27 protein-coding genes are annotated in these 24,688 nt (G+C 42.4%); 8 read left to right on the plus strand and 19 right to left on the minus strand.

Annotated elements, in window-relative coordinates:
* The first annotated feature begins 119 nt into the window (after positions 1 to 119).
* Both G8D99_RS00245 and G8D99_RS00250 read left to right on the plus strand, forming a co-directional pair.
* A complete protein-coding gene (locus tag G8D99_RS00245; RefSeq protein WP_166321500.1) occupies positions 120 to 1,247 on the plus strand; it encodes a TDT family transporter in 1,128 nt (375 codons plus the stop codon).
* Between the two features lie 114 nt (positions 1,248 to 1,361).
* The gene (locus tag G8D99_RS00250) at positions 1,362 to 1,922 is read left to right on the plus strand and encodes a 5'-methylthioadenosine/S-adenosylhomocysteine nucleosidase family protein (RefSeq protein ID WP_166321502.1); all 561 of its coding nucleotides are present in this window, start codon (positions 1,362 to 1,364) and stop codon (positions 1,920 to 1,922) included.
* Between the two features lie 96 nt (positions 1,923 to 2,018).
* Here the strand turns inward: G8D99_RS00250 and G8D99_RS00255 are convergent, their stop codons facing one another.
* The 10 genes from G8D99_RS00255 to G8D99_RS00300 form a co-directional block, all read right to left on the minus strand.
* The gene (locus tag G8D99_RS00255) at positions 2,019 to 2,642 is read right to left on the minus strand and encodes a TetR/AcrR family transcriptional regulator (protein ID WP_166327416.1); all 624 of its coding nucleotides are present in this window, start codon (positions 2,640 to 2,642) and stop codon (positions 2,019 to 2,021) included.
* A 337-nt stretch (positions 2,643 to 2,979) separates the two neighbouring features.
* Entirely contained in the window at positions 2,980 to 3,774 is a 795-nt protein-coding gene (locus G8D99_RS00260; RefSeq protein ID WP_166321504.1) for an ABC transporter ATP-binding protein, read from the minus strand.
* A gap of 9 nt (positions 3,775 to 3,783) precedes the next feature.
* Positions 3,784 to 4,593, minus strand: coding sequence for an aliphatic sulfonate ABC transporter permease SsuC (ssuC, locus tag G8D99_RS00265; RefSeq protein WP_166321506.1), 810 nt, complete (start codon positions 4,591 to 4,593; stop codon positions 3,784 to 3,786).
* Entirely contained in the window at positions 4,590 to 5,765 is a 1,176-nt protein-coding gene (ssuD, locus tag G8D99_RS00270; protein ID WP_166321508.1) for an FMNH2-dependent alkanesulfonate monooxygenase, read from the minus strand. The genes ssuC and ssuD overlap by 4 nt, the downstream gene beginning before the upstream one ends.
* A gap of 19 nt (positions 5,766 to 5,784) precedes the next feature.
* Positions 5,785 to 6,708, minus strand: a complete 924-nt coding sequence (locus G8D99_RS00275) for a sulfonate ABC transporter substrate-binding protein (RefSeq protein ID WP_227554381.1) — start codon at positions 6,706 to 6,708, stop codon at positions 5,785 to 5,787.
* A 135-nt stretch (positions 6,709 to 6,843) separates the two neighbouring features.
* Positions 6,844 to 7,812 carry a sulfonate ABC transporter substrate-binding protein gene (locus tag G8D99_RS00280; RefSeq protein WP_166321534.1) on the minus strand — a complete coding sequence of 323 codons (969 nt, stop codon included), beginning with the start codon at positions 7,810 to 7,812 and terminating at the stop codon, positions 6,844 to 6,846.
* 391 nt (positions 7,813 to 8,203) lie between these two features.
* The gene (gene argA, locus G8D99_RS00285) at positions 8,204 to 9,556 is read right to left on the minus strand and encodes an amino-acid N-acetyltransferase (RefSeq protein ID WP_166321536.1); all 1,353 of its coding nucleotides are present in this window, start codon (positions 9,554 to 9,556) and stop codon (positions 8,204 to 8,206) included.
* A 169-nt stretch (positions 9,557 to 9,725) separates the two neighbouring features.
* Complete coding sequence (locus G8D99_RS00290) at positions 9,726 to 10,073, minus strand: RcnB family protein (RefSeq protein ID WP_166321538.1); 348 nt, start codon at positions 10,071 to 10,073, stop codon at positions 9,726 to 9,728.
* Between the two features lie 327 nt (positions 10,074 to 10,400).
* Positions 10,401 to 10,811 carry an RcnB family protein gene (locus G8D99_RS00295; protein WP_166321540.1) on the minus strand — a complete coding sequence of 137 codons (411 nt, stop codon included), beginning with the start codon at positions 10,809 to 10,811 and terminating at the stop codon, positions 10,401 to 10,403.
* Between the two features lie 380 nt (positions 10,812 to 11,191).
* Positions 11,192 to 11,347 (minus strand): hypothetical protein, encoded by a 156-nt coding sequence (locus tag G8D99_RS00300; protein ID WP_166321542.1) that lies wholly within the window; start codon positions 11,345 to 11,347, stop codon positions 11,192 to 11,194.
* 336 nt (positions 11,348 to 11,683) lie between these two features.
* On the opposite strand from G8D99_RS00300, the gene dapB reads away from it, so the two are divergent.
* The gene (gene dapB, locus G8D99_RS00305) at positions 11,684 to 12,505 is read left to right on the plus strand and encodes a 4-hydroxy-tetrahydrodipicolinate reductase (RefSeq protein ID WP_166321544.1); all 822 of its coding nucleotides are present in this window, start codon (positions 11,684 to 11,686) and stop codon (positions 12,503 to 12,505) included.
* A 143-nt stretch (positions 12,506 to 12,648) separates the two neighbouring features.
* Positions 12,649 to 13,314: an START domain-containing protein gene (locus tag G8D99_RS00310; RefSeq protein WP_166321546.1), complete on the plus strand. Its 666-nt coding sequence runs from the start codon at positions 12,649 to 12,651 to the stop codon at positions 13,312 to 13,314.
* A gap of 153 nt (positions 13,315 to 13,467) precedes the next feature.
* On the opposite strand, the gene G8D99_RS00315 is transcribed toward G8D99_RS00310, so the two are convergent.
* Positions 13,468 to 14,628, minus strand: a complete 1,161-nt coding sequence (locus G8D99_RS00315) for an MFS transporter (RefSeq protein ID WP_166321548.1) — start codon at positions 14,626 to 14,628, stop codon at positions 13,468 to 13,470.
* Positions 14,629 to 14,836: 208 nt separating this feature from the next.
* Positions 14,837 to 15,277 (minus strand): hypothetical protein, encoded by a 441-nt coding sequence (locus G8D99_RS00320; RefSeq protein WP_166321550.1) that lies wholly within the window; start codon positions 15,275 to 15,277, stop codon positions 14,837 to 14,839.
* A 107-nt stretch (positions 15,278 to 15,384) separates the two neighbouring features.
* Between G8D99_RS00320 and G8D99_RS00325 the strand changes: the two genes are divergently transcribed.
* Entirely contained in the window at positions 15,385 to 16,806 is a 1,422-nt protein-coding gene (locus G8D99_RS00325; protein ID WP_166321552.1) for an aminotransferase-like domain-containing protein, read from the plus strand.
* 24 nt (positions 16,807 to 16,830) lie between these two features.
* Here the strand turns inward: G8D99_RS00325 and G8D99_RS00330 are convergent, their stop codons facing one another.
* The 7 genes from G8D99_RS00330 to G8D99_RS00360 all read right to left on the minus strand — a co-directional run bounded on the left by G8D99_RS00330 (position 16,831) and on the right by G8D99_RS00360 (position 21,083).
* Complete coding sequence (locus tag G8D99_RS00330) at positions 16,831 to 17,385, minus strand: DNA-3-methyladenine glycosylase I (RefSeq protein ID WP_166321554.1); 555 nt, start codon at positions 17,383 to 17,385, stop codon at positions 16,831 to 16,833.
* A 40-nt stretch (positions 17,386 to 17,425) separates the two neighbouring features.
* Positions 17,426 to 17,671, minus strand: coding sequence for a hypothetical protein (locus tag G8D99_RS00335; RefSeq protein ID WP_166321556.1), 246 nt, complete (start codon positions 17,669 to 17,671; stop codon positions 17,426 to 17,428).
* Between the two features lie 24 nt (positions 17,672 to 17,695).
* Complete coding sequence (locus G8D99_RS00340; RefSeq protein ID WP_166321558.1) at positions 17,696 to 18,232, minus strand: M23 family metallopeptidase; 537 nt, start codon at positions 18,230 to 18,232, stop codon at positions 17,696 to 17,698.
* A 52-nt stretch (positions 18,233 to 18,284) separates the two neighbouring features.
* Positions 18,285 to 19,322, minus strand: a complete 1,038-nt coding sequence (mutY, locus tag G8D99_RS00345) for an A/G-specific adenine glycosylase (protein ID WP_166321560.1) — start codon at positions 19,320 to 19,322, stop codon at positions 18,285 to 18,287.
* A gap of 194 nt (positions 19,323 to 19,516) precedes the next feature.
* Positions 19,517 to 19,885: an HIT family protein gene (locus tag G8D99_RS00350; protein WP_166321562.1), complete on the minus strand. Its 369-nt coding sequence runs from the start codon at positions 19,883 to 19,885 to the stop codon at positions 19,517 to 19,519.
* Between the two features lie 60 nt (positions 19,886 to 19,945).
* Positions 19,946 to 20,683 (minus strand): dienelactone hydrolase family protein, encoded by a 738-nt coding sequence (locus tag G8D99_RS00355; RefSeq protein WP_166321564.1) that lies wholly within the window; start codon positions 20,681 to 20,683, stop codon positions 19,946 to 19,948.
* 241 nt (positions 20,684 to 20,924) lie between these two features.
* Positions 20,925 to 21,083 (minus strand): DUF1328 domain-containing protein, encoded by a 159-nt coding sequence (locus G8D99_RS00360; RefSeq protein WP_166321566.1) that lies wholly within the window; start codon positions 21,081 to 21,083, stop codon positions 20,925 to 20,927.
* A gap of 189 nt (positions 21,084 to 21,272) precedes the next feature.
* Between G8D99_RS00360 and G8D99_RS00365 the strand changes: the two genes are divergently transcribed.
* The 3 genes from G8D99_RS00365 to G8D99_RS00375 all read left to right on the plus strand — a co-directional run bounded on the left by G8D99_RS00365 (position 21,273) and on the right by G8D99_RS00375 (position 24,422).
* Positions 21,273 to 21,725, plus strand: a complete 453-nt coding sequence (locus G8D99_RS00365) for a YcgN family cysteine cluster protein (protein WP_166321568.1) — start codon at positions 21,273 to 21,275, stop codon at positions 21,723 to 21,725.
* A 106-nt stretch (positions 21,726 to 21,831) separates the two neighbouring features.
* The gene (locus G8D99_RS00370; RefSeq protein WP_166321570.1) at positions 21,832 to 23,019 is read left to right on the plus strand and encodes a PQQ-dependent sugar dehydrogenase; all 1,188 of its coding nucleotides are present in this window, start codon (positions 21,832 to 21,834) and stop codon (positions 23,017 to 23,019) included.
* A 122-nt stretch (positions 23,020 to 23,141) separates the two neighbouring features.
* On the plus strand, positions 23,142 to 24,422 hold the full coding sequence (locus G8D99_RS00375; protein ID WP_166321572.1) for a replication-associated recombination protein A: 1,281 nt from the start codon (positions 23,142 to 23,144) through the stop codon (positions 24,420 to 24,422).
* Positions 24,423 to 24,688 lie beyond the last annotated feature (266 nt).

Below are 24,688 nucleotides of genomic sequence, written 5' to 3' on the forward strand. Positions count from 1 at the left end.
TTCAAACTTGATGATTTATTAATCATTTTAATTGATATTAAAAATAAATATTAATCAATTTTTCTTATTATAGAATACTTTTACAATGAACTGTCGCAGCACAATATGAGTATTCGGTCATGCTAAAACCGTTCCAACACTTAAATCAGGTGCAGGATATTGTTCGCCAGTTTACCCCGAATTGGTTCACCGTGACCATGGGCACCGGTGTGGTCGCTTTAATTCTACCTGAACTGCCGTTTGCTTCATCCTTGATGTGGTCATTGGGCGCCTTAGTTTGGCAATTGAATATGGTCTTATTCAGCCTATTTAGTCTGTTATACGGTTTGCGTTGGTTATATTTTCCTGTAGAGGCAAGACAGATTTTCAAACATCCCATGATGAGTCTATTTTTAGGCGCCATTCCCATGGGCTTAGCCACTGTTTTAAACGGCTTTTTGAAATTTGGGGGAGTGCTATATGGCGAGATTGCGGTGCAGATCGCCGAGCATCTTTGGTACATCGATGTCTTACTTGCCTTAACCATTGCATGGGCGGTGCCATTTAGCATGTATAGCCAACAAAACCATGCATTAAACACGATGTCGGCGGTCTGGTTACTGCCCATTGTCGCGTGTGAAGTCGCAGCAAGTTCAGGGGGCTTACTGCTTGCACAGCTTCAGCCTTCAACCCATGCGTTGGCTATTTTGCTTGGAAGCTATGCGCTTTGGGGAGTATCAGTCTTACCAGCCTTTGCGATTTTGACCATTTTAATGTTGCGTTTGGCTTTACACCAGTTGCCTGCCAAAGAACTTGCGATCAGTAGTTGGTTGGCATTGGGGCCGATTGGAACAGGTGCTTTGGCATTGTTGGTCTTGGGCGCACAAGCACCAGAGCTCTTGGCATTGGTGGAGATGCAAGCCTTGGGTGAGTTCTTACACTATAGCGGGATTTTTGCCAGTCTGATTCTATTGGGTTTTGGGCTATGGTGGATGGGCATAGCACTACTAACCACCCTAAAACACCTAAAAGATTTGCCGTTTAATTTGGGCTGGTGGGGACTCACGTTCCCAATAGGTGTGTTTAGTTTGGCAATACTCAACTTGGCGGAGCAGCTTGCCTTACCCCGACTTGCCAATGTTAGTTTCGGCTTTGCTAGCATATTGGTGCTGCTTTGGGTCATGGTGGCACTCAAGACCACGCAAGGCTTTTATCAAGGTAGTTTGTTTTTCTCACCCTGCTTAAAAACCTATTTGGAAAACAAATAATTCTTAATTCAATCGTTATCAGCGCGCACAAAATTCTAAACAGATAGTGTGCGCTTTTTAATGTGTGTAAAGATGGGCTTTATTTTCAATTTTGATGATTTTTGAGGGAAGAAAATGACAAACATCGCGTTAATCATGGCACTGCCAAATGAATCCAAAGGACTGTTTGAAGCCGCTGGCATTGAGGTGCATTACAGTGGCATAGGCAAAATCAATGCGGCATTTAAAGCCTTTGAGGTGATTCAAAAAACCGGCTGTAAGACCTTACTGAACTTAGGCAGTGCAGGCAGTTCACATTTTGATGCGCATGCTTTGGTGGAAGTCATTCAATTTGTACAACGGGATATGGATGTATCACCCTTGGGTTTTGAAATCGGCGTGACTCCGCTGGATCATGATCATCCGGCTGAGATTCAGCTTGAGCCATATTTTCCAGATTTAGCTCAAGGCATTTGTGGCACAGGGGACAGTTTTGAAACAGGACAGCCTAAAGTGCCCTGCAATTTGGTCGATATGGAAGGTTATGCGATTGCCAAAGTGTGTAAAAAATTAGCTGTGCGGTGCATTTCGGTCAAGTACATCACTGACGGCGCAAATGACACAGCACATCTGGAGTGGGAACAAAATCTATTATTGGGCGCTCAGAAATTATTATCGTTATATAAAAGCATGTAAATATTTTTGGTGGGATTCAAATGTCGGCGACCCTAGAATTCTAGGGTCGTAGGCCAAAAATAAAGATTTGCGAACAAACCGTTATAAAAAATTGGATTATTTACGTGGCAAAATACCGTACAGCATCATGTGAACCGTGTGTTCGATGGTACGCTCATACATGCTGCGGTTACGTAAGGTTTTACCGGTGACCATTTCGATTTGAGTACTGAAATCGGCATAATTTTGGGTAATGCCCCACAAGTTAAGAATCAATACTTCAGCATCAATTTTGTCTGAAATCTTGCCTTGTTCCTGCCAATTTGCAATCACTTTCGATTTACGTTTGAACAGCTTACGTAAAGGACCTTTCAAGATCGGCAAAATGTGCGGTGCACCTTGAATGATTTCCAAAGCAAACAGTTTAGATGCTTTCGGTTGCGTGCGAGACACTTCAATTTTCTGCATCAAATATTGTGTGATGGCTTGTGCAGGCTCGAGTTCTGCTTCTAAAACTTGCAAAGGCGCCAACCATTTCTGCATCACTGTCGTTAATACTTCAACGTAGAGCGCTTCCTTATTTTCATAGTAATAGAAAATATTGGATTTATGCATTTCAGCCAGTTGCGCAATTTCATCTAGGCTTGCACCACTGAATCCATACACAGAAAAAACATCGAGAGCAGCAGCAAGCAGTTGCTGACGTTTTTGCGTACTTTTTTTCTGTTCCATCTCATCAATTAGTCGTAAAAAAAGATGGTGAAATTGTACGGCAAAATGCATGCGATGTGGACATGCAAAATAACCATTTGCAAATTTATATGAGTATTTATTGTGAAGAATAGTAATTTAATTAATAAGAAAATAAAAAAATAATGTTTTTGATAAACAAATACTAAATTTTAACCAATTTCGGTAAAAAAAATATTTTGGTAAAAAAAATGTAAAAAACGATGATTGATATAGATATATTCAATGACTTTTTGATGCCAAAAGGCAGTGTTCAGGTGAAGCATTAGATTAAAAGCAACAACTTCATTTTAAACTTTAAATGTATAAATGCAGCTGTTGCTTAAGCTTAGGTTGAAAGTACAGCATTTAAAACACGCTGTTCCAATTCAGCAAATTCCACTCCCTTTTGGCGTGGACGGGGTAATTCTACTTTAAATTGATGGGCAATATGACCTTTATCGAGCAGAATAATGCGATCGGCCAATTGTACCGCTTCACTGACATCATGGGTCACCAACATAGTGGTAAAGCCTTGCTCTAACCATAAACGCTCAATTAAGGCCTGCATGTCTAAACGAGTAAGTGCATCTAAAGCACCCAAAGGTTCATCAAGTAATAAAATACGTGGCGTATGGGATAAAGCACGTGCTAAGGCAGCGCGTTGGCGTTGACCACCAGACAATTGCGCCGGCCAGAGTTCGGCTTTTTCATTCAAACCAACTTTGCCCAGCAATTGTTCGGCTTTGTGATGTTGGTCTTTGTTCAGCCCCAATTGCACATTTTTTAAGATACTTTTCCATGGCAATAAACGTGGGTCTTGGAACATCACCCGAATGTCATCGGAAGTAATGCCTTCACGGAAATTCAGTGCCGATTTAAATTTGATTTCACCGTAGCTTGGCTGTTCAAGATCTGCAATTAAACGCAGGAGGGTACTTTTCCCACAGCCACTGCGACCAACAATCGCGACAAATTCACCTGGTTCAATATGTAAGTCGAGGTCTTCTAATACTTTAACTTTGCCGTAAAATTTGTGCAGTTGCTCAATATGAATTTCTGCACCAATTTTTTGTTTTTCTTGTTCTGTTGAAGCTTCAGGAGCAAGATCATGGGCATATTGTTGAATACTAAGATCTGTCATGATCATCTCCTATTTTTGATAACCCGGATGCCAGCGCAGCAAATACTTTTCCAGTGATATCGCAAGCACATCGGCCAATTTACCGAGTAGGGCATACAGCAGAATCCCTACCAGCACCACATCGGTCTGTAAAAATTCACGTGCATTCATGGTCATATAACCGATGCCGGCTTGAGCAGAAATGGTTTCCGCCACAATCAGTAACACCCACACCAAACCTAAGGCAAAACGTAAACCGACCAAGATTGAAGGCAATGCACCCGGCAAAATAATCTCTTTATATAACTGCCAACGGGTTAAACCATAGCTTTTGCCCATTTCAATCAATTGTGGATCGACCGAGCGAATCCCGTGATAGGTATTGATATAAATCGGGAAAAACACCCCAATCGCGACCAGAAACAGTTTTGATGTTTCATCAATGCCGAACCACAAAATCACCAATGGAATCAGCGCAAGCGCCGGAATATTACGGATCATTTGCAAGGTGGTATCGAGTAAAGTCGATGCGATCTTGGATGAACCGTTGAGTAGACCTAAAAAAAGCCCTAAACCACCGCCAATCAATAAGCCGATCAGCGCACGACCTGCACTGACTTTGACATGTTTCCACAGTTCGCCACTCATTAGTAAATCCCAAAAAGCCACCACTACAGCGGTAGGCGCAGGGAGTACACGAGTTTCTAATACCCCTGAGACAGATAACAGTTGCCAGATGGCAATCAGGAAAATCGGCACCAACCAAGGCAGCAAGCGCTGCCCCAATTGTTTAGACCCACGAGCAACTAAACTTTCCGTTTGAGCTGTTTGAGTAGTCATGCTGGCTCCTGAGATTTAACCTCTTTCTTCGCCTCATCTGCCACGTAGTTATTCGCTACGATTTCACCAAATGGACCCGTTAAATTCGGTTGTGCCAATTTTTCACGTGTTTCTAAGGGTAGAAGTGGGAACACCAATTCAGCAAAACGAATTGATTCTTCGAGGTGTGGATAGCCTGAGAAGATGAAAGTATCAATACCGAGATCCGCATATTCTTGAATGCGATCTGCCACGGTTTGTGGGTCGCCCACTAGCGCTGTACCTGCACCACCACGAACAAGACCGACACCCGCCCACAGGTTTGGCGAAACTTCGAGTTTGGTACGGTCGCCATTGTGAAGTTCGGCCATACGACGTTGACCAATCGAGTCCATAGTTTTGAATTTGGCTTGTGCAGCTGCAATGGTGGCATCATCCACATACTGAATCAGCTCTTCAGCCGCTTGCCATGCCTCTTCATTGGTTTCACGTACAATGACATGCAGACGAATACCATAGTTCAGGGTGCGACCTTTGGCAGCTGCTTTGACACGCACATTTTCAAGTTTTTCTTTGACCGCTGCAGGTGGCTCACCCCAAGTCAAATAGGTATCGACTTGATCAACTGCCAGTTCAACCGCATCATCAGATGAACCACCGAACCAAAGCGGTGGATAAGGTTTTTGAATTGGTGGATACAATAGTTTTGCATGTTCAACCTGTAGACGCTCACCATTAAAGCTGAAGCTTTCACCAGTATGCGAACGGGTTAAAATTTCACGCCAAATTTTGGTGTATTCAGTGGCTGTTTTATAACGCGTTGCGTGGTCTTCATAGACACCATCACCTTTTAACTCTTGTTCATCACCACCTGTAACCAAGTTCAGCAGTACACGACCACCCGATAAACGGTCAAAAGTCGCTGCCATACGTGCTGCCAATGCAGGCGTGGTTACCCCTGGGCGTAATGCCACAAGGAATTTTAAGTTTTTGGTGGCATCAATTAGGCTTGCTGCTGTGATCCATGGGTCTTCACAAGAACGACCTGTTGGAATCAATACACCTTCATAACCCAAATTGTCGACCGCAACGGCAATCTGTTTCATATAAGCGTGGTCGACTTGGCGCGCGCCTTTGCTGGTACCTAAATAACGACTGTCACCGTGTGTAGGAATAAACCAGAAAATTTTCATAACTTCGTCCTTCGAAATATTACTTTGATGCCCAAACGGCGTGTTTAATTTGGATTGGTTTTGGGATGATTTTTAACTCGGCAAAACGATCTGCCAGCTGTTGCTGATCAGCAATGACTTTTGCAGTGAGTGGGGCAGCACCCGAAGGTGATGGGCGACGGTTGATAAATAATTGGCTGACATTGGGTTTAACCCCAGTGGTTTGCGCAAAAATTTGTGCTGTTTCCGTTTTATGGCTTTGTACCCATTTGTCAGCCACATTAATTTGCTTGATAAAGCCTTTGACTACTTGCGGGCTTTGTTGAATGAATTTGCCTGATGCCAAATAGAAAGTGTAATTCGGGCTTAAGCCTTGACCTGTGGTTAAGACTTTGGCTTTGTCTTCAACTTGCGCAGCGCCGTAGTAGGGGTCCCAAATCGCCCAGGCATCGACCGCACCTTTTTGGAATGCAGCACGTGCATCCGCAGGGCTGAGCCAAATCGGTTGAATGTCGGTCCATTGCAAGCCGGCTTTTTTTACCGCTTGCACAAGTAAGTAATGTGAACTTGAACCACGATGCACCGCAATACGTTTACCTTTGAGTTGCTTAAGCTGGGTAATGCTTGAGTTGGCAGGGACTAAAATTGCAGATGCCAATGGCTTCGCTGTTTCATAAGCAATATAGGTCAGGGGCTTGTTGCCCGCTTGCGCATACACAGGAGGCGTATCTCCTGTAGTCCCGATATCTACTGAACCGACAGCCAATGCTTCTAAAATTTGTGGACCACCGGGAAACTCGTTCCATGAAATTTTGGCATTGGGAAATTCTTTTTCGAACAGCTTTTGTTGTTTCGCAATCACCACATTGACCGATGATTTTTGATAGCCAATCCGCAGTTCTTTAACGGTTGGATCGACTGCCCAAGCCGCTGTTGAACCCATCATCACACAGGCAATCAACATGGCATTCAGGCTATGTGCTGAAGTGTTAAACCAGGTTAGGGTTTGATTGGTGCTGTGTTGTGGGGTCATGCTTGTATCCTCTGGATGATGCTCAAAAGCAGTCTATTCTTTAATCAGTTATTGTTTGCTTGATTGTTATTTGCTCGCTGCCAAAATGGCGGCTTGGATATTGATTTTGTTGGGAATTAGTTTTTCTTGATAAAACGCATCTGCGACAAATTGTTGTTCTTTGGCCACTTGCGCTGAAATCGGGGTCACACCAAAGCCCATACGTGAAATCGAAGATTTCAGTACATCGAAGGACAAGCCCGTCGGTTTCTCTAACAGTTTGCTCGCTTCATCTTGATGCGTAGAGACCCATTGCGTGGTGTCATTCAGTTGTTTCACTACCGCGTTCAACACTTTAGGATGCTGTTCAGCAAATTTACGATCTGCCAAATAGAACTGATGGTTGCTGACCAAGTTCTCTCCTGTGGCAATGATACGTGCACCAATTTGTTGTTCCGCCGCAGCGAAGAACGGATCCCAAATCACCCAGGCATCGACTGAACCCCGTTCAAAGGCAGCACGAGCATCCGATGGCGGTAAGTACACCACTTCAATGTTACTGAGCTGAAGATTATTTTTCTCAAGCATTTTTAATAACAGATAGTGAACATTTGACCCTTTATTCAAAGCCACGCGTTTGCCTTTTAGGTCTTGAATGCTTTGAATGTCTGAATCTTTTTGAACAATCAATGCTTCAGCTTTTGGCGCAGCCGGTTGATTGGCGATGTAGACTAAATTTGAATTGGCCGCTTGCGCAAAAATAGGCGGTGCTTCACCAGCTTCACCAAACACCACACTGCCAACATTGAGACCTTCAAGGAGTTGTGGGCCTGCCGGAAATTCAACCCAACGAATATTCACGCCTTGCTGTTTTAATGCGGTTTCCAGTACACCACGCTCTTTGACAATCGGTAGAACACCGTACTTTTGAAAGCCAATGTTTAAGGTCACGGTTTCGGTTTCTTTCTTTCCGCATCCTGAAATCAGCATGAGCGTTGCAACCACTGAAGATACGGCCAATGTTTTGGTCAAAGACTTTGCGTTGATGCTCGTCATGCGATGTCATACTCCTCTAATTGAAAAGATGGATGGAAACGGATTGCAAGAAACCCACAGTAGAGCGTTACCTTAAATCCTTTTCTTATTCTTAAAAAATAAGAAATCAGGAATTCCTAATGAAGAAAAAAGATAAATAAAAAAGTGCAAAACTTATGCATTTTTCAGCATAAGAAAATTGTATTTAATTTTGAATTTAATTTTTTAAATATTTGATTTAATTAATAAATATTTAGATTTTATGTGGGGGTTTAAAGGGTGAAAATTTTTTAAAATTTCATGCAATATGCTGTTGTGATTTTCGAAGATAAGCTTATAAAAAAAATAGCTATACCGAGATAAGAAAAGCCACCGAATCAGGTGGCTTTTCAAAGGAAATGCATCAATGTATTTAGAGTGGTTTTTTACACACGATTGAATTACGTTGAAAATTATATAACGCTTGGCGTGCCTGAGGCAGATCATCGACACTGGCATTTTCAAAGCCTTGTTCTAAAAACCAATGCGCCGTGCGTGTGGTCAATATAAACAATTGCTGAATGCCCAGCTCTTTGGCTTTTTCTTCTAAATAATGCAAGATTTGACTACCACGATTAGATTTACGATAGCTTGGATGTACCGCCACACAAGCAATTTCAGCAGATTTCAGTTCATTGGATGTGACCGGAATCGGATACAGTGCGGCACAGGCCAAGATCATGCCATCACGCTCAATCACGGCAAATTGTTCGATTTCACTTTCTAGACGTTCGCGTGAACGATAAACCAAGATCCCTTCTTGCTCTAATGGACGCAATAGATTGATCAGACCACCGACATCCTGAATATTGGCGGTACGGACTTCTTCATAATGGGCATCGGTGACCATGGTGCCGTGACCATCGCGCGTGAACAATTCTTCAAGCAAGGCACCATCATGCGCATAAGACAGCAAATGCACCCGATGCACCCCTTGTAATGAGGCTTCTTTGGCTTTTTCTAAATGCAGCGCAATCTCATAGTTAGAGTCTTTATATTTGGCAATGTGCAGATCGAGTTGATGCGGCGTGATTTCACGAAGCAACTTGCCAAATTCATCAAGTAAGCCTTGCTGACTGCCCAAGAAAACTAACTTATCGGCCTTTAAATGGATTGCGGTTTTGGTCGCCACTTCTTCTGCCAACAGGTTATACACTTCACCTGTGGTGGAATAGCCCGAAGGACCGAGCAACACAATATTGTGATTGTCTAATTGTTTTAAAATCGCTTCGCTATCGACCGAACGCACTTCACCTGAGAGTTGGTAATTGATCCCATCTCGAATGCCATAGGGTTTCGCTGTAACAAAGTTACCTGAAACCACATCGATGCGAGCGCCGTACATCGGCGAGTTGGCAAGTCCCATGGAAAGCAAGGCTTCAATTTGCAAGCGAATCGCGCCGACTGCACTCATCACAGCATTGAGGGATTCACGGGTGGTGATGCGGCGACCATGATGGAAGGGACTGACAATGTTTTTTTCTTTGAGATTGTCACTGATTTGTGGACGTGCACCATGTACCAAGATCAGTCGAATACCAAGCGAATGCAATAGTGCAATGTCATGAATAATGTGCTGAAAATTATCACTCAGTAGCGCTTCACCACCAAACATCAGCACAAAGGTTTTGTTGCGATGGGCATTGATATAGGGCGCAGAGTTTCGAAACCAATGCACATACTGTTGCGCTGTGCTTTGTGTTGTTTCTACAGAATCTAGTTGCATAGCTGTACCGATTTCACCCTATATGTAGATCTGATTCTAAACAAAAAAATGCAGTTCTACACCTGTGTTATGCAATTGAGGCATAGATCGTTTCCATGTGCCAAAAAAAATCCCAAACAAGGTTTGGGATTTTAATCATCAACTCAGCATGGCTAAGTCGAGTAAGGACTTAGTTGATAATTTTAACGATCTTGTCATTGCGCTCATTCACCAACACATAGTCGCCATTGATTTTGTACCACTGTTGATTACGGTTGGCTTTTGGCAAACGTTTCAAGGTGCTGTTGCTGACCTCATAACGTGGCGAGCTGTATTGGCGTGGTAAGGTTTGACCAGTACGCCAATCACGGCTTGGGTTGACAGCGCGGTTGTAGCGGTTGTCACGACCTTTATCATTCCAATGCGTTTTATCACGTGAATCATAGCGATGGTCACGATGATCATTTGGGGCTGCGATTGCGCTTGCAGATAGGATTGCGCTCATAGAAAAGGCGATTGCGCTGAGTATTTTTTTCATTGTATTGACCTCTGTATTTTTGATCTGTGTTTCGATGATTTCAAATTACTCGATCATGTGAGATAAACCGTGAAGAGATCACATTGAATTGTGAACAGTATGAAGATTTTGTGGAGATAGATGAAATGTCACATATGTTAATGAATAAATAGAGGTGAACAACACTAAGATCAAAGATGCATAGCAGCATCATCTTCATTTAAAACGCTCAGCTTTAGAGCGTTCAACTCGATCAAATTTCAGCAATAAAAAAAGCTCAAAACTAGGTTTGAGCTTGATTGAAAATAGGGGGCTGCGGAAATGAAATAGGGTTCAGATTAAACCGACTTAGTTTTGTTGAATACGAACAATATTGTTATTGTGCGAATCGACCAAGATGTAATCATTGTTAATCTTGTACCATTGTTGATTACGTGAAGGTTTTGGCAGATTATTTTCTTTAAAGTCTGCTTTATAACTGTTACCACGATAATGCTGTGGCATCACATAACCGGTTTGCCATTTGTGCTGTTGCAAACGTTTAACCCCGCGTTCTTCACGGACTTTACGACGGTCTTGAAAATCTCGCTCATCGGCATTGCGATGGTCACGTTTATCAAAACCATTGCCACGCTCTTTTGGGCCACGTTGCTGTGCAGCATGATCATCACGATCGAAGCCATGAGGTGCCGCTGGCGCGAATGTTGAAACGAACATTGCACTCAAAGAAATTGTCAAAACTGTCAAAATCTTTTTCATCTTGCGACCTCATTCACCTGTTGTGGCTTGGATTCAAACACTGTACTTAAAAAATGCAGAGAAACTGTGAAGATTGCATATCTATTCGATTAAAAATGCAAAGATAATAAGAACATATTCTCATAAAAATAGAAACAAATTCAGCGCAATGATTGTGCTGATCAGCCTTTCAAGCGATTGTATCTGCCGTCATAAAATTTTAAAAAAGATTTGTAAATAAACATAAAATGTCGCAGAACTTGCACAAAGTGTTTTTATTTAAGAATGGCTAAAGAGATGACGGGGTAATTTTTAATGAGGCGTTGCGAAAAGTGCTACTGAAACGATTTGAAAGCTAAAATCCTAGATAAGATTTAAAAAATGAGCTCGATTGAACTCATTTAATTCCAGTGCTGATTTAAATCTAACAGCTGTTCTACAGCTTGCGCCACAGATTCGGCTTGGACTGCATCCTCCAAAGCGACAATTAAACTGTTTGGCAGTTGCAGCTTTTGAATGCTGCGAATGGTGGCGGTTTTACGTAGTTGATCGGTCATGGGAAATCCTGTGAATTCGATGATTATTTCAATACGATCATGTTAGGTTAGAATACATGATTTGAAAAACCGAATATTATAATAAAAATAATTTGATATTACGATTGTTTTTAATTTCATCAATATTTTAAGGTTTGATCTTGTTTTTTTGATCCGCATTTTTGATGAAAGAGGCGCTGATTTTGGCTAATCAGATCTCATCGCATGATTTTAAGCACTAGATAAAATCAATCAGAACCAACCGCAATATTTACGGATTTTTTTGAGTGAAACCTAGCGTATAGCTTGAGTTTTGCTATAGTAAGGACAATTTTGAAGCAACATTAGGAATATGTTATGTCAGCAGCTCCACGCATTGGTGTATTAGGTGCAGGCGGTCGTATGGGACGCATCCTCATTCAAGCTGTTCAAGAGGCGGGGTATCAACTTGCAGCCGCAGTTGAACGTCCAGAAAGCAGTTTGATTGGTGCAGATGCAGGCGAACTTGCTGGGATTGGTGCTGTTGGAATCAAGATTGTCGGTGACTTAAAAGATGTATTAAAAGACTGTGATGTAGTGATTGACTTCACTGCACCTGCTGCAACCGCGCATCATTTAAAACTCTGCCGTGAAGCAGGGGTGGCGATTGTGATTGGCACGACCGGCATGAATGACGAACAAAAAGCCTATTTAGATGATTCAGCCACTGAAACGCCAGTGGTGTATGCTGCAAATTACTCAGTAGGTGTAAACGTATCGATCAAGCTTCTAGAGCTTGCCTCTAAAGTATTTGGTGATACGGTGGATATTGAGGTCATCGAAGCGCATCATCGTCATAAGGTGGATGCACCATCAGGGACTGCTTTAATGATGGGTGAAGCGATTGCCGGTGCTTTGGGTCGTGACTTAAAACAAGATGCTGTGTATTGCCGTGAAGGGCATACCGGCCCTCGTGAGCGTAAAACGATTGGTTTCCAAACCATTCGTGGTGGTGACATTGTCGGTGAACATACCGCCATGTTTATTGCCGATGGTGAACGTGTGGAAATTACCCATAAAGCGACTAACCGGATGAATTTCGCTTCTGGTGCAGTGCGTGCTGCAGCTTGGGTAGTCGGTAAAGCACCAAAAAAATACGACATGAAAGACGTGTTGGGTTTTAACGATATTCAAGTTTAATCTAGCCGAGTAAAGCAGAATTTAAACCAAGACAATAAGTTTTTTCAGGCGCTTAAACTCTTAGGCGCTTGATGAGCATAACCACAACAACAATCATAAAAAGCGCAGGTTTGATGCGCTAGAATTAAAAAGTTGAATCAATAATGAAAAACGATCTGCACAAGCTCAGTACTTTATTTAAAGTCAGTGGTATCAGTCTGAGTTTAATCTCTACTGCACATGCGGTAGAAAGCTCTAAACTCACCCTCAATAAAAACAACATCAAAGTTTGGACCATTCAGGACGGTGACAATCCAATCTTGTCTTATAAAGCCGAAACCATATTGGACACCACGATTGAGCGTGCTGTGGGAATCGTGTTAGATGTGGAACAGGCCAAAACTTGGATTCCCAATGTGGCTTCAGCAGAAGTGTTATCGCAGGATTTAAACAGTGGTAGCTTTAAAATGTATATGGTGTTGGACTTTCCATTTCCGCTGAAGGACCGTGATTTAATTGTAGAAGGCAAAATGTCCAAAGATTCAAATGGCATCATTCGTATTCAAAACAAAGCCATACAACAGGGCAAAGCAATTCAACCCAATTATGTACGATTAAAAAAATACCAAGGGGATTGGAGCTTTCAACCCTTAGCAGACAATAAAGTGAAAGTCATCACGACCGGCTATGCTGACCCTGAAGGGGTGATTCCGCAGAGTGTGACCAATTTATTTGTACAACAACAGCCCTATCAAATGCTGCAAAAAATGAAAATCGAATTGGCCAAACCGAATAAAAAATTACCGGAGCTGCCTGCGATTTTAAAATAATGCCTATGTGGATGAGTGATGAAAATACCTGATAAAAAACCCTGCACATCGGCAGGGTTTTATTTAAAGATGATTTATTCAAAGATAACTTATTCAAAGACAACGTATTCAAAAGCACTATATGCAAAGACAGCCCATTTAAAGCCAGTTGATTTACACAGACTGAAGTTTGGGCTTTAAGCTCATCTGAAGGAACACTAACAACAGCCCCAACCCGGTTAATAGCGCGCCCATATAAGATACGGCTGCATAACTTAGACCTGCACTAAGGACCACACCGCCTGCAGCAGCACCCAAAGCATTGCCCAAGTTAAAGGCGCCAATATTGACCGAAGATGCCAGTCCCGGTGCATCATGGGCAACCGACATGACCCGCATTTGTAAGGGAGGAACTACGGCAAATGCAGCCGCACCCCATACAATCAGAGCCAAAGCAGCCCCGAGCGTAGTTTCAGCCAAAACAGGGAAGAGCAGCATCATCAGCATCAGCAATGCTAAAAAGCCGATCAAGGTTTTATTTAGAGACAAATCAGCAAATTTCCCCCCGAAGTGATTGCCCAAAGAGAATCCAATACCGATCAGTACCAACATCAGGGTAATAGTGGTAGGTGTTGCATGAGTGATGCTATGCAAGCTTGGCGCTATATAGGTATACAGCGTAAACATTGCCCCAGCACTCATCACCGTGGTCATTAGAGCCAAAACGACAGGCAAGCGCGTTAAGACCTTTAACTCAGCTCGAACATTCGGACGTTCATTGACTTGGAGGTTGGGTAAGGCTTTCCATAGTGCCAACATGGTGATCAGACCCAAGAGTGCAATGAGTGTAAACGCCATACGCCAGCCAATGGTTTGACCAATCCACGTCGCTAAAGGCACACCGCCAATATTGGCAATGGTGAGTCCCATAAACATCATCGCCACTGCACTGGCTTGTTTGTCTTTAGGCACCACACTGGTTGCTACAATTGAACCAATTCCAAAGAATGCGCCATGATTTAAACTGGTAATGATTCGCGCACCCATCAGTCCCCAATAATTCGGCGCAATGGCTGCCAATAGATTACCAAGGGTAAAAATACTCATCAAAATAATCAGGGCTTTACGCCGTGAAAAATGCCCAAACCACAAGGTCATGAACGGTGCACCGAACATCACCCCCAACGCATAGGCGGTAATCAGCATACCTGCGCTTGGGATGGAGATATTTAAACTTTCTGCAATTTGAGGGAGGAATCCCATGGGTGAAAATTCGGTGGTACCGATGGCAAAAGCACCGATGGCAAGTGCCAACAGAGGAAGATTCATTTTCATGATGAGCCTAGTACGCCAATTTGATAAGCAATAATTTTAAATGAGACTAAAGCTAGCGCTCGTCTATGTCAGTTGTACAAATTAACTCGCTCAATGATCATTCATATGAGCGATGGGAAATTTATCATAAGTATTGTTGTTAGGATATCGCCCTCATGGTGATTAAGCAGGGATCGAGTGCACCTTTGCCATGCGATTATTAAGACTGCTATGTTGAGTTTTTCATCGCATAGGCTGAAAGCTGTTGTATGACCTGTTTGGGTGGAACCTGTAAGTACATTAAGTTGTGTCGCGTTTTATTTTCTCGGTTGACCAATTGGACAGTATAGTTTTGATCCTTTGAATGCTGGCACTGAAAATGTAAATTTTTCTGTTGAGGTGAGTTGAATCTGATTTGATTTTCAGCAGATACCCGATAGATGTAATTTCGAGTAGAGACCACATTTTTAATCATAGGCTGAATTTGTTCTAATTCATATTGACCTAAATGTTCTGCTTTGAGAAATCCTTCAATCAGAGACTTACAAATAAAATGTTGTTGTTGCGCCAAAGCATTTTGAGGTTTTGAATCACATGCGCCCAAAGCAAAGCTCAATACACATATTATTGGTAAAAATACAGCATCTTGGCATTTGAAGTTGCATTTCATCAAGGTCTCCTTTTTTGTTCTACATCGTCTTGCTACGGACTTAGGAGATTAGATCTGTTATGGTTATAGATACAGATACACAAAATACTAAAAAATGAGTACAGATCATGACCTTTCAATATCAATCTTTGGCTCAACATATTGCTCAGAAGATTTATCGGAGTGAACTCAAGATCGGTCAGCGTCTCAGCTCTTTAAGACAATTCGCTGAACAGCATCAGGTCAGTCTAAATACTGCAAAAAGTTGCTATGAATTATTAGAAGCGCAAGGACTGATCTACGTAAAGCCTAAAGCTGGTTATTTCGTACAGTCGCAAGCTCAACCCCTACATAGTATTGCTCAGCCACAGCATTTAGATTTTGATGCAATCGCAAAGCAGGTATCCAATTTAGAGTTACAAATTGAGATCCATGAGGCATCGATCAGTTCTGATTTGATTCATTTAGGATCTATTCAACTTTCTCCGAATCTGATTCCTATTGATGCTTTACGCCGTTCCATTCAGCGTGCTTTAAAACATAGTAAATCTGAAGATTTTTTATATAGTGATCGTCAAGGACATTCAAAACTAAGAGAAGCTTTATCTGCACATTGGGCGGAAGATGGAATTTTCATTGCGAAAGAAGAGATTTATATTACTAATGGTTGTATGCCTGCTTTATCAACAGTGATTCAAAATCTGACAGAAGTCGATGACAGCATTATCATTCCAACGCCTAACTACAATGGTCAGTTGCAATTATTGGCAACCTTAAAAAGAAAAATATTAGAAATACCTGCACATGCAGATGGTTTTGATATCGATCGCTTAGAACAAGCCATGCGTGATTCAGGTGCTAAAGTCTGTTTACTCACAGCCAATTTTCAAAACCCCTTAGGGTTTTGTCTCAGTTATGCCGACAAAGAAAAAATTGCACAGTTAGCTGCTCAGTATCAATGTTATGTCATAGAAGACGATATTTATGCAGAATGCGCTTATAGCTTGAAGCGTCCACTGCCGATTCAATATTGGGATCGGAAAGGCTATGTGATTTATTGTGGATCAGTATCTAAATCGCTATCGCCATCTTATCGTATCGGTTGGTTTTGTTTACCTTCAAGATTAAAGCATCTAAGAGCGAAAATTCTGACGCAAAATTCGGCAGTGAATACCCCACTTCAATTGGGACTCGCAGATTTAATTTATAGTCGAGCTTATCGCGAGCATCTCAATCAACTTAAACCTAAATTAATGCGACAAGTCGAACAGTATCGTCAATTTATTATGCAAGCTTTTGCAGGGGTTGAGATACGCATTAATCAACCTCAGGGTGGGTATGCTTTGTGGCTTCAATTGCCTCAACAGATCGATAGTCTAAAGATGTACCGCTATGCACAACAACACAGTATCAATATCGTACCCGGTCTAGTGTTTGGTGAAGACCAACGTTACAACAATTGTATTCGCCTTAATGCAGGGCATCAGCTTTCAGATGAGATCGAAAGGGCAATTCAACTTTTAGCCGATTGGGCGAAAAAACAAATTTAGCCTGAGGATTTTAGATTCTTCTATCTATTTCGCATGGCAATCATTTTCATGATCATTGACCATCCCAACTGCTTGCATAAAGGCATAGACAATGGTGGGACCCACAAATTTAAAACCGTGTTTCTTTAGTGTGCTTGAAATCTGTTGGCTGAGTTCTGTCTGAGCGGGGGCGGTTTTATAATTTTCAACGTTATGAACAAGGGTCTGATCACCGACAAAATCCCACAACCATTGCACAGGATCAATGCCTTGAGCTTTTAGAGTTTGCCAAGCAATGGCATTGTCGCGAATCGCTTTAAGCTTGCCGATATGACGGATAATCCGAGCATTTAAACAGCATTGAGCTAAGTACTCGTCTGAGAACTGCGCGATATCTTGAATGGAATATTGAAAAAAAAGCTCACGATAGGCTTCACGCTTTTTTAACACCGTAATCCAAGACAATCCCGCTTGTTGTCCTTCCAAACACAGCATTTCAAACAGTTGTGCTTCGTTTTTTACGGGCTTGCCCCACTCATGATCATGGTAGGCGATATAGAGTGGATCATTGGAGCACCAGCCACAGCGTTGAACCGTCATGTTGATGCTCCTGAAGATGTGTAAATATTTACATTGATGCTCAGAGTGAGAACTTGACCCATTGATCTTGTTGATTGTCCCAATACGACAGTTCGGCTTGTGCTAATTCTTCAAATTTCACCCAAACATCATGGCCTGATTTGTCGGAAAACCCGGTGCTGATCATCAGGGCATCTTCACTGATTTCCATGATCCAACCTTGATGCGTTTGTCCGTTGAAAGTAATTCGTTGTTGATTACCTGATTCGGCAAATTCAACAAGACGGTTGATCAAAGCTTCTGACATGAACAGTTCCTAAAACTTAAAAAATTAACGTAAATATGGGTAAGGATTTACCGCACCACGACCGCGACCTTGCAGGTACAAACCATAGTGTAGATGTGGAGCAGTATGACGTGCATTTCCAGTGTTGCCAACATAGCCGATATGCTCACCTTTTTTGACATAATCACCTTCTTTTAGGCCGCGTTTATGCCCATCAAGATGTGCATAGTAATGCCAAGCACCACCTGGGCCTAAAATCCAAATGACTTTTCCGCCCAAGTTATTGTCTTTTAAACTGCCGACCAAACCCTCAGTGGTACTATAAACCTTTGTACCTTTGGGTGCCAAAATATCAATCCCCTCATGGGTACGTCCACTGCTTCTTGAGGCAGCCCAGGTATCGCGAAGTTGACTACTTTTAACCTTATCCACCGGAATCGGTAGGCGAGAGGGAAGGCTCATGGCTTTTAAACGATTGGCGATATTCGGTTCAACGCTATAAGGCTTCTTTGGTGCTGTGGTACACGCAGCAAGCAAAACCACGAAACAACTCACGAAACACCATTTTAAAAATACAGTCACGACACATCCTTATTGAGGGCAGATCAATTAAAAAATCTCGCCCTCGAATATGTCATAGATTCACGGCTGAGATCAATTTTTTCATGGCCGTAGGAATGCCTTGTGCGGTCGCTTGTTCAGGACTGAGCCATTGTCCGCCCAATTCGCTTTGCAGATATTCCATCTGATCTGTATCGACGTCAAAAATAGACGCATTTAATAGCCAAGTAAAATGAGTAAAGCTATGACTGATCTGAACAGATTGTTTGTTTGAAATCAATTTAAATTGTTGAATGGTTTGATCGAATTCAGCAGATGCTTCAATAATCGGCAATGTCCAGAGTCCACCCCAAAGCCCTGAGTGCGGACGTTGTTGCCACAGCCACTGACCGTCTGCAGATTTGAGTAACAACACTTGAGCTGATTTAATCGGCACGGCTTTTTTGGGCTTCTTAAACGGTAACTCGGTTTCTAAACCTTGTTGATGTGCTTTGCAATGCGCCTGCATCGGACAGTACAAACAGAGCGGTTTCTTTGGGGTACACACGGTTGCACCCAAGTCCATAATCGCTTGGGTATAATCATGGTTGCGTTCAGTGGGGCACAATTGTTCGGTCAGTTGCCACATGGCACGTTCATGCACAGGTTTCGATAGATCATCTTCTATGGCAAAGAAACGGGCTAACACTCGTTTTACATTGCCATCCATAATCACGCCATACTGACGTAAACCCAATGACATTAAGGCACCGCCTGTGGAAGGACCAATGCCCGGGAGTTCAACCCATTCTTCTAAGCTATTGGGGAAATGTCCCTTTTGACTGACGATGCCTGCTGCCTTATGTAAGTTTCGAGCACGGGCGTAATAGCCCAAACCCGCCCAATAGGGTGCAACATCATCCCATGCCGCTTGACCTAAATCATCGACTGTTTGAAAGCGTTCAATGAATCGATCAAAATATTGCAATACGGTTTTGACTTGAGTTTGCTGCAACATAATTTCAGAGACCCACACTTTGTAAGGGTCATCCGCCACTTGCCAGGGCAGGTCATGACGACCATGTTGATCGAACCAAGTGAGCAGAGCATCTGAAAAAGAAAATGGCGACATGAGGTCTCAGTATAAAAAGGGCAGTGCAAAATACGACACTAGTATAGCAACTCAAGTTGCCTTGATACGACGTTGTTTGTCGTGCCGATTTATTTTTAAAGGTGTGTATCACTATCCAATGACAGATTTCAAAATCTGCTTAAAGCATTAAAAAAGGTGCCGAAGCACCTTTTATTTATAGGCTTAAAATCAGCTTAATCCGCTGCGACCACGCCCCAACGGCTGTCCAATTTCAAAGGCTGATTTTTATAGCGTGGAATAATGTGAATGTGTAAATGTTCTGAAGCCTGCTCACCAAAGACATGCCCATCATTAAAGGCAACATGGAAACCTTCAGGCTGATGACGAATCTTCAATTCATTACGTGCCAGCTCTAACAGCGACTGTAAGCTTTTACGCTCTTTGTCGGTAATTTCAAAAAAAGAACTGACATGACGTAAAGGCACAATCACGGTATGCCCTTTGCTTAAGGGGTGTAGCTCGGGCAAAATGACACCAAAATCATTTTTATCAATCACGTCATATTCATCGTAATTGCAGTATGCACATTCGTGTTCTGTCATTGCCATATCCTCTATATTTTACGTTTTACTTCTATTTAATCTTTTGGCGCTATATTTTGATTAGCCCAATGTACGTGCTAAAAGTGCGTACATTTCAGCAAAACTTTTTTGTTCTGCTTCAGCGTTATACCCTAAATCGACAGCATTGGCTTTAGCACGTTCGTCTGCCAATGGATTGGTAAAGCCATGTTTTGCATCTTCAAAAATAATTACTTGATGGTTCACTTTGGCTGCAAACATTTCTTCTTTAAACTGAGCGACGTCATCGAGACTCACCATGCTGTCATCTTCACCATGCAACACTAAAATTTCAGCTTTAACCTGACCTTCTTGTGCAGGGCTTTGTGGACTGAGGTTGGCATGAAAGGTGGCCACTGCTTTTAAGTCTGCGCCTGAACGTGCCAAATCCAGCACCACTTTACCGCCAAAACAGAAACCAATAGCTGCTAGTCTTTCCGAGTTTACTTCAGGTTGTGCGGCTAAAGTGGCTAAACCTGCAGACGAGCGAGTCACATTGGTCTCAGCCTGTTCAAAAGTTTGCATCATCCATGCATAGGCTTGCTTGGCATCTGTAGTAACTTTTTTATCCCCATAGAGATCAATTGCCAATGCGGCATAACCCTGCTCAGCCAATTCACGTGCACGTTGTTCAGTATATTCGTTACGACCCCACCATTCTGGCGCAACAATCACACCTGCCACGGGTTGCGTATTTTCAGGTGCAGCAAAATAACCGATTAAGCTGCTACCGTCTTTTGCAGTGTACTGAATCTCACGTGTTTGAATGGCTTGAGTCATTGTTGTCGTCCTTTTTTAAAGTGCTTTTAAACCAAATATGACCCAAGATTAAAGCATAAAATACTTGAATGGTAATGAATATTTGCAGATAAACACAGCTGAAATGTGAGAATTTATAACGGATATTTTGATGAACTGAAGCAATAAAAAAAGAAGGACGAATCCTTCTTTTCATGTCATGAATCTTTTAAGTTGAATCTGAGTCAAATGACAGATTCTGTAATAAGTTTAACTTCAGGAGTTAAACTCTTCCTCGAGAAATAAAACCGATAATGGCAAGGATCACAGCGATCACCAATAGGATCACAGCGAAGTCTTTAGACAATCCTGCTACACCACCGAAACCGAGTAGACTTGCAATAAGTGCGATAACCGCAAAGATAATAGCCCAACGAAACATTTTAATTCTCCAAGTGTTTTTATAAGTGTTTCAACAGTATAGGAAAATTTACTGCTCATAATGTATACAAAACGTGTGCGAATATGTGTATTTATGCATTTTTAGTAAACAGACTGTAACTCGCTACTTTAAAATTTTCCATAAATATTAATGCTATAATGCTTAAATCTTGTCATCTAAACACCAATTATGAGTTCAGCACTACGCCCCGACTTTTGGAAACATTATTCTCTTGAGCAAATGAATCAAGCGGAATGGGAAGCGATTTGTGATGGCTGCGGCTTATGTTGTTTGGTCAAATTACAAGATGAAGAGACTGAAGAAATCAGCTATACCAAAGTGGCGTGTAAACTCTTGGATTGCAGCACCGCGCAATGTTCGGACTATTCGAATCGAAAACAGCACGTTCCCGATTGTGTCAAATTGGATTATGCCAGTTTACAACAGATCAGTTGGTTACCCTCGACCTGTGGTTATCGGCGTTTAAATGAAGGCAAGAAACTCCCGCCTTGGCATTATTTGAATACTGGCTCTCGTTTGAGTGTGGTGCATGCGAAAAAATCTGCGGCAGGCCGCTGTATTTCTGAGTCCGAAATCGATGAAGATGAGATCGATGAATATATTGTACGCTGGGTGCGCTGAGCCACATACGATTCATATTTTGTAATAAATCAACTGTATAAGCTTGTGACCTTTGCATGGGTTTTATCTATGATTGGATAAAACATCATCAAAAATAGAGCAACTTATGAATCATAAATTGACCGTATTCAGTCTGGTTATCGCTTCACTGGGAATGATGGCATGCTATGCCAATGAAACCACCCCTTCAAAACAATCCTCCTCCAACGCCACTGCGCAGCAGACTAATCTTGCATCAAACGCTTCACACCGTATTGAGCAGACTTATCAGATTGAAAAAATGGCGCAGTTTAATGAGCCTTGGGCCATGTCGAGTTTACCCAATGGCAAACTGTTAGTGACCGAGCGAAAAGGCACACTGCGACTGTTTGATCCAGCGACTAAAAAACTCACTCGAATAGAGGGCGTACCAACGGTTGCCTATGGCGGACAGGGTGGTTTAGGTGATGTGGTGGTGCATCCTGATTTTGCTCAGAATCGTTGGGTCTATTTAAGCTATGCTGAAAAAGGTCAGGGCGGTACAGGGGCGGTAGTGGTTCGAGCGGAACTCGATTTAAGCCAAGCCAAGAAACCACAATTGCGCAACATCAAACGCATTTGGGAGCAAGTGCCAAAAGTGGAGGGAGAAGGACACTATTCGCACCGAATTTTGTTTGATGACCAAGGCAAGTTGTGGATCAGTTCAGGTGAACGGCAGCAATTTACCCCTGCCCAAGACATGAAATCTAACTTGGGTAAAATTGTGCGCTTAAATGCCGATGGTACTCCAGTTCAAGACAATCCTTTTTACCAGCAAGGTGGTGTTACAGCGCAAATTTGGTCTTTAGGCCATCGTAATCCTTTAGGTTTAGCTTTCGATGCCAACAAACAATTGTGGGTCGTGGAAATGGGACCCAAAGGCGGAGATGAACTAAATCGAGTGGAAAAAGGTGCTAACTATGGTTATCCGCAGGTCTCGAATGGTGATCATTATGATGGAAAACCGATTCCGGATCATGCCACTCGTCCTGAATTTAAAGCGCCTGAAATTCATTGGACGCCTGTGATTTCACCATCAAGCTTAATGATTTATCAAGGCAATCAATTCCCACAGTGGAAAAATAAAGCCTTGATCAGTGGTTTATCCTCTAAAGCCATTGTGGTGGTGGATATTGAATCTCAGCCAGTCCAAGAAGTGCAGCGCTTAGATTTGGGCAAACGTATTCGAGCGGTTCAGCAAGCTCAAGATGGTTCGATTTGGGTACTTGAAGATGAAGCCGGCGCACATTTACTCAAACTCACACCAAAAACTTAAAGTTCAAGCATGGAATATTGCGGTTGAGTATTTTTTAACACCGATCTGAGCCCAATCAAAAACGCCGTTTTGTGCTATTCCATAGTAGACTATGAAATAGCACTTTTTGACACCATAAAAATATGTCCGAAACTCAAATTCCACTTCCTGAACGCCTACGTCCACGCGATTTGTCTGAGATTATCGGACAAGATCATCTGCTTGGTGAACATGCCCCATTACGTCAAATGATTGATCAAGGGCATCTGCCTTCGATTATTTTTTGGGGGCCGCCGGGCGTCGGTAAAACCACTATTGCCTTACTGCTGGCTCAAGCCGTTGACCGTCCTTTTATCAGCTTATCTGCACTAAATACCGGTGTGAAAGAACTACGTGAAGTGATTGCGGAAAGTGGTGATTTGATTGTACCTGTGGTGTTTATTGATGAAATTCACCGCTTCAACAAATCACAGCAAGATGCCTTACTCAATGCAGTTGAAAAAGGCAAAATCACCTTAATTGGCGCAACCACTGAGAACCCGTCATTTGAAGTAAATAATGCCTTATTGTCTCGCTGTCAGGTCTATACCTTAAATGCGCTGAATGAAGATGATATTCAAAATCTGATTCGCCGTGCGCTGAAACAAGATAAGTTTTTACAAGACCGTTATATTCAAATCGGTGAATATGATGCTCTGGTTCAGTTTGCAGCAGGGGATGCACGTAAGGCGTTGAACCTACTTGACCTGATCGCATCAACATTTGAAGCTGATGTCGAAAATATTGTCGATAATGCCGTGGTGGTCAAAGTCGCACAGCAAAATATTGCACGCTACGACAAATCTGGCGAACAGCATTATGATTTGGTGTCTGCCTTTATTAAATCCATTCGTGGCAGTGATCCTGATGCAGCGCTGTATTGGATGGCACGCATGCTTAAGGGTGGTGAAGATCCGGTCTTTATTGCCCGCCGTATGCTGATCGCAGCCTCTGAGGACATTGGCAATTCAAATCCAAATGCTTTGCTTTTGGCGGGAGAATGTTTACGCTCCGTGCAAGCCATCGGTATGCCGGAATGTCGGATTATTTTGGGACAATGTGCGGTGTATTTGGCGACCAGTGCCAAGAGTAATAGCACCTACTTAGCAATCAACAAAGCACTTGAATTGGCAGAGCGAACCTCGAATCTACCTGTACCTTTACATTTACGTAATGCACCAACCAAACTCATGAAAGAACAGGGCTATGGTGTGGATTATCTGTATCCGCACAATTACCCTGAGCATTTTGTGATGCAGGATTATTTACCGCCTGAATTGAAAGGCACTAAGTTGTACGAGTCGGCACGGAATAAACGTGAAGTGGAAGGTGAGCGTTTACAACAACGTCGCTGGATGCAACAGCAAGAACAACAGCAGCAGTAATATAAGGTTATCAGCAGGCGCTTCGGCGCCTTTTTTATAAAAGTTTTAAAGAGATTGAATAGAAAAACAGAAACAGCAGACAAAAAAAATTGCTTAGCCGTATCGTTAAGCAATTATTAAAAGGTGTGGGAGAGGAATGTCTTTGGAAATGACAGCCGTTTTTTTAAGCATACAAAGCAGCAAATTACTGCTTTCAATCGAGAGTAAGCATAAAATACAAAAAGAGGGTGGCAACTATAGTCTCTCTCTCTGAGTAACCAACTCCT

The organism is Acinetobacter lanii, from assembly GCF_011578285.1.
Lineage (GTDB): Bacteria > Pseudomonadota > Gammaproteobacteria > Pseudomonadales > Moraxellaceae > Acinetobacter > Acinetobacter lanii.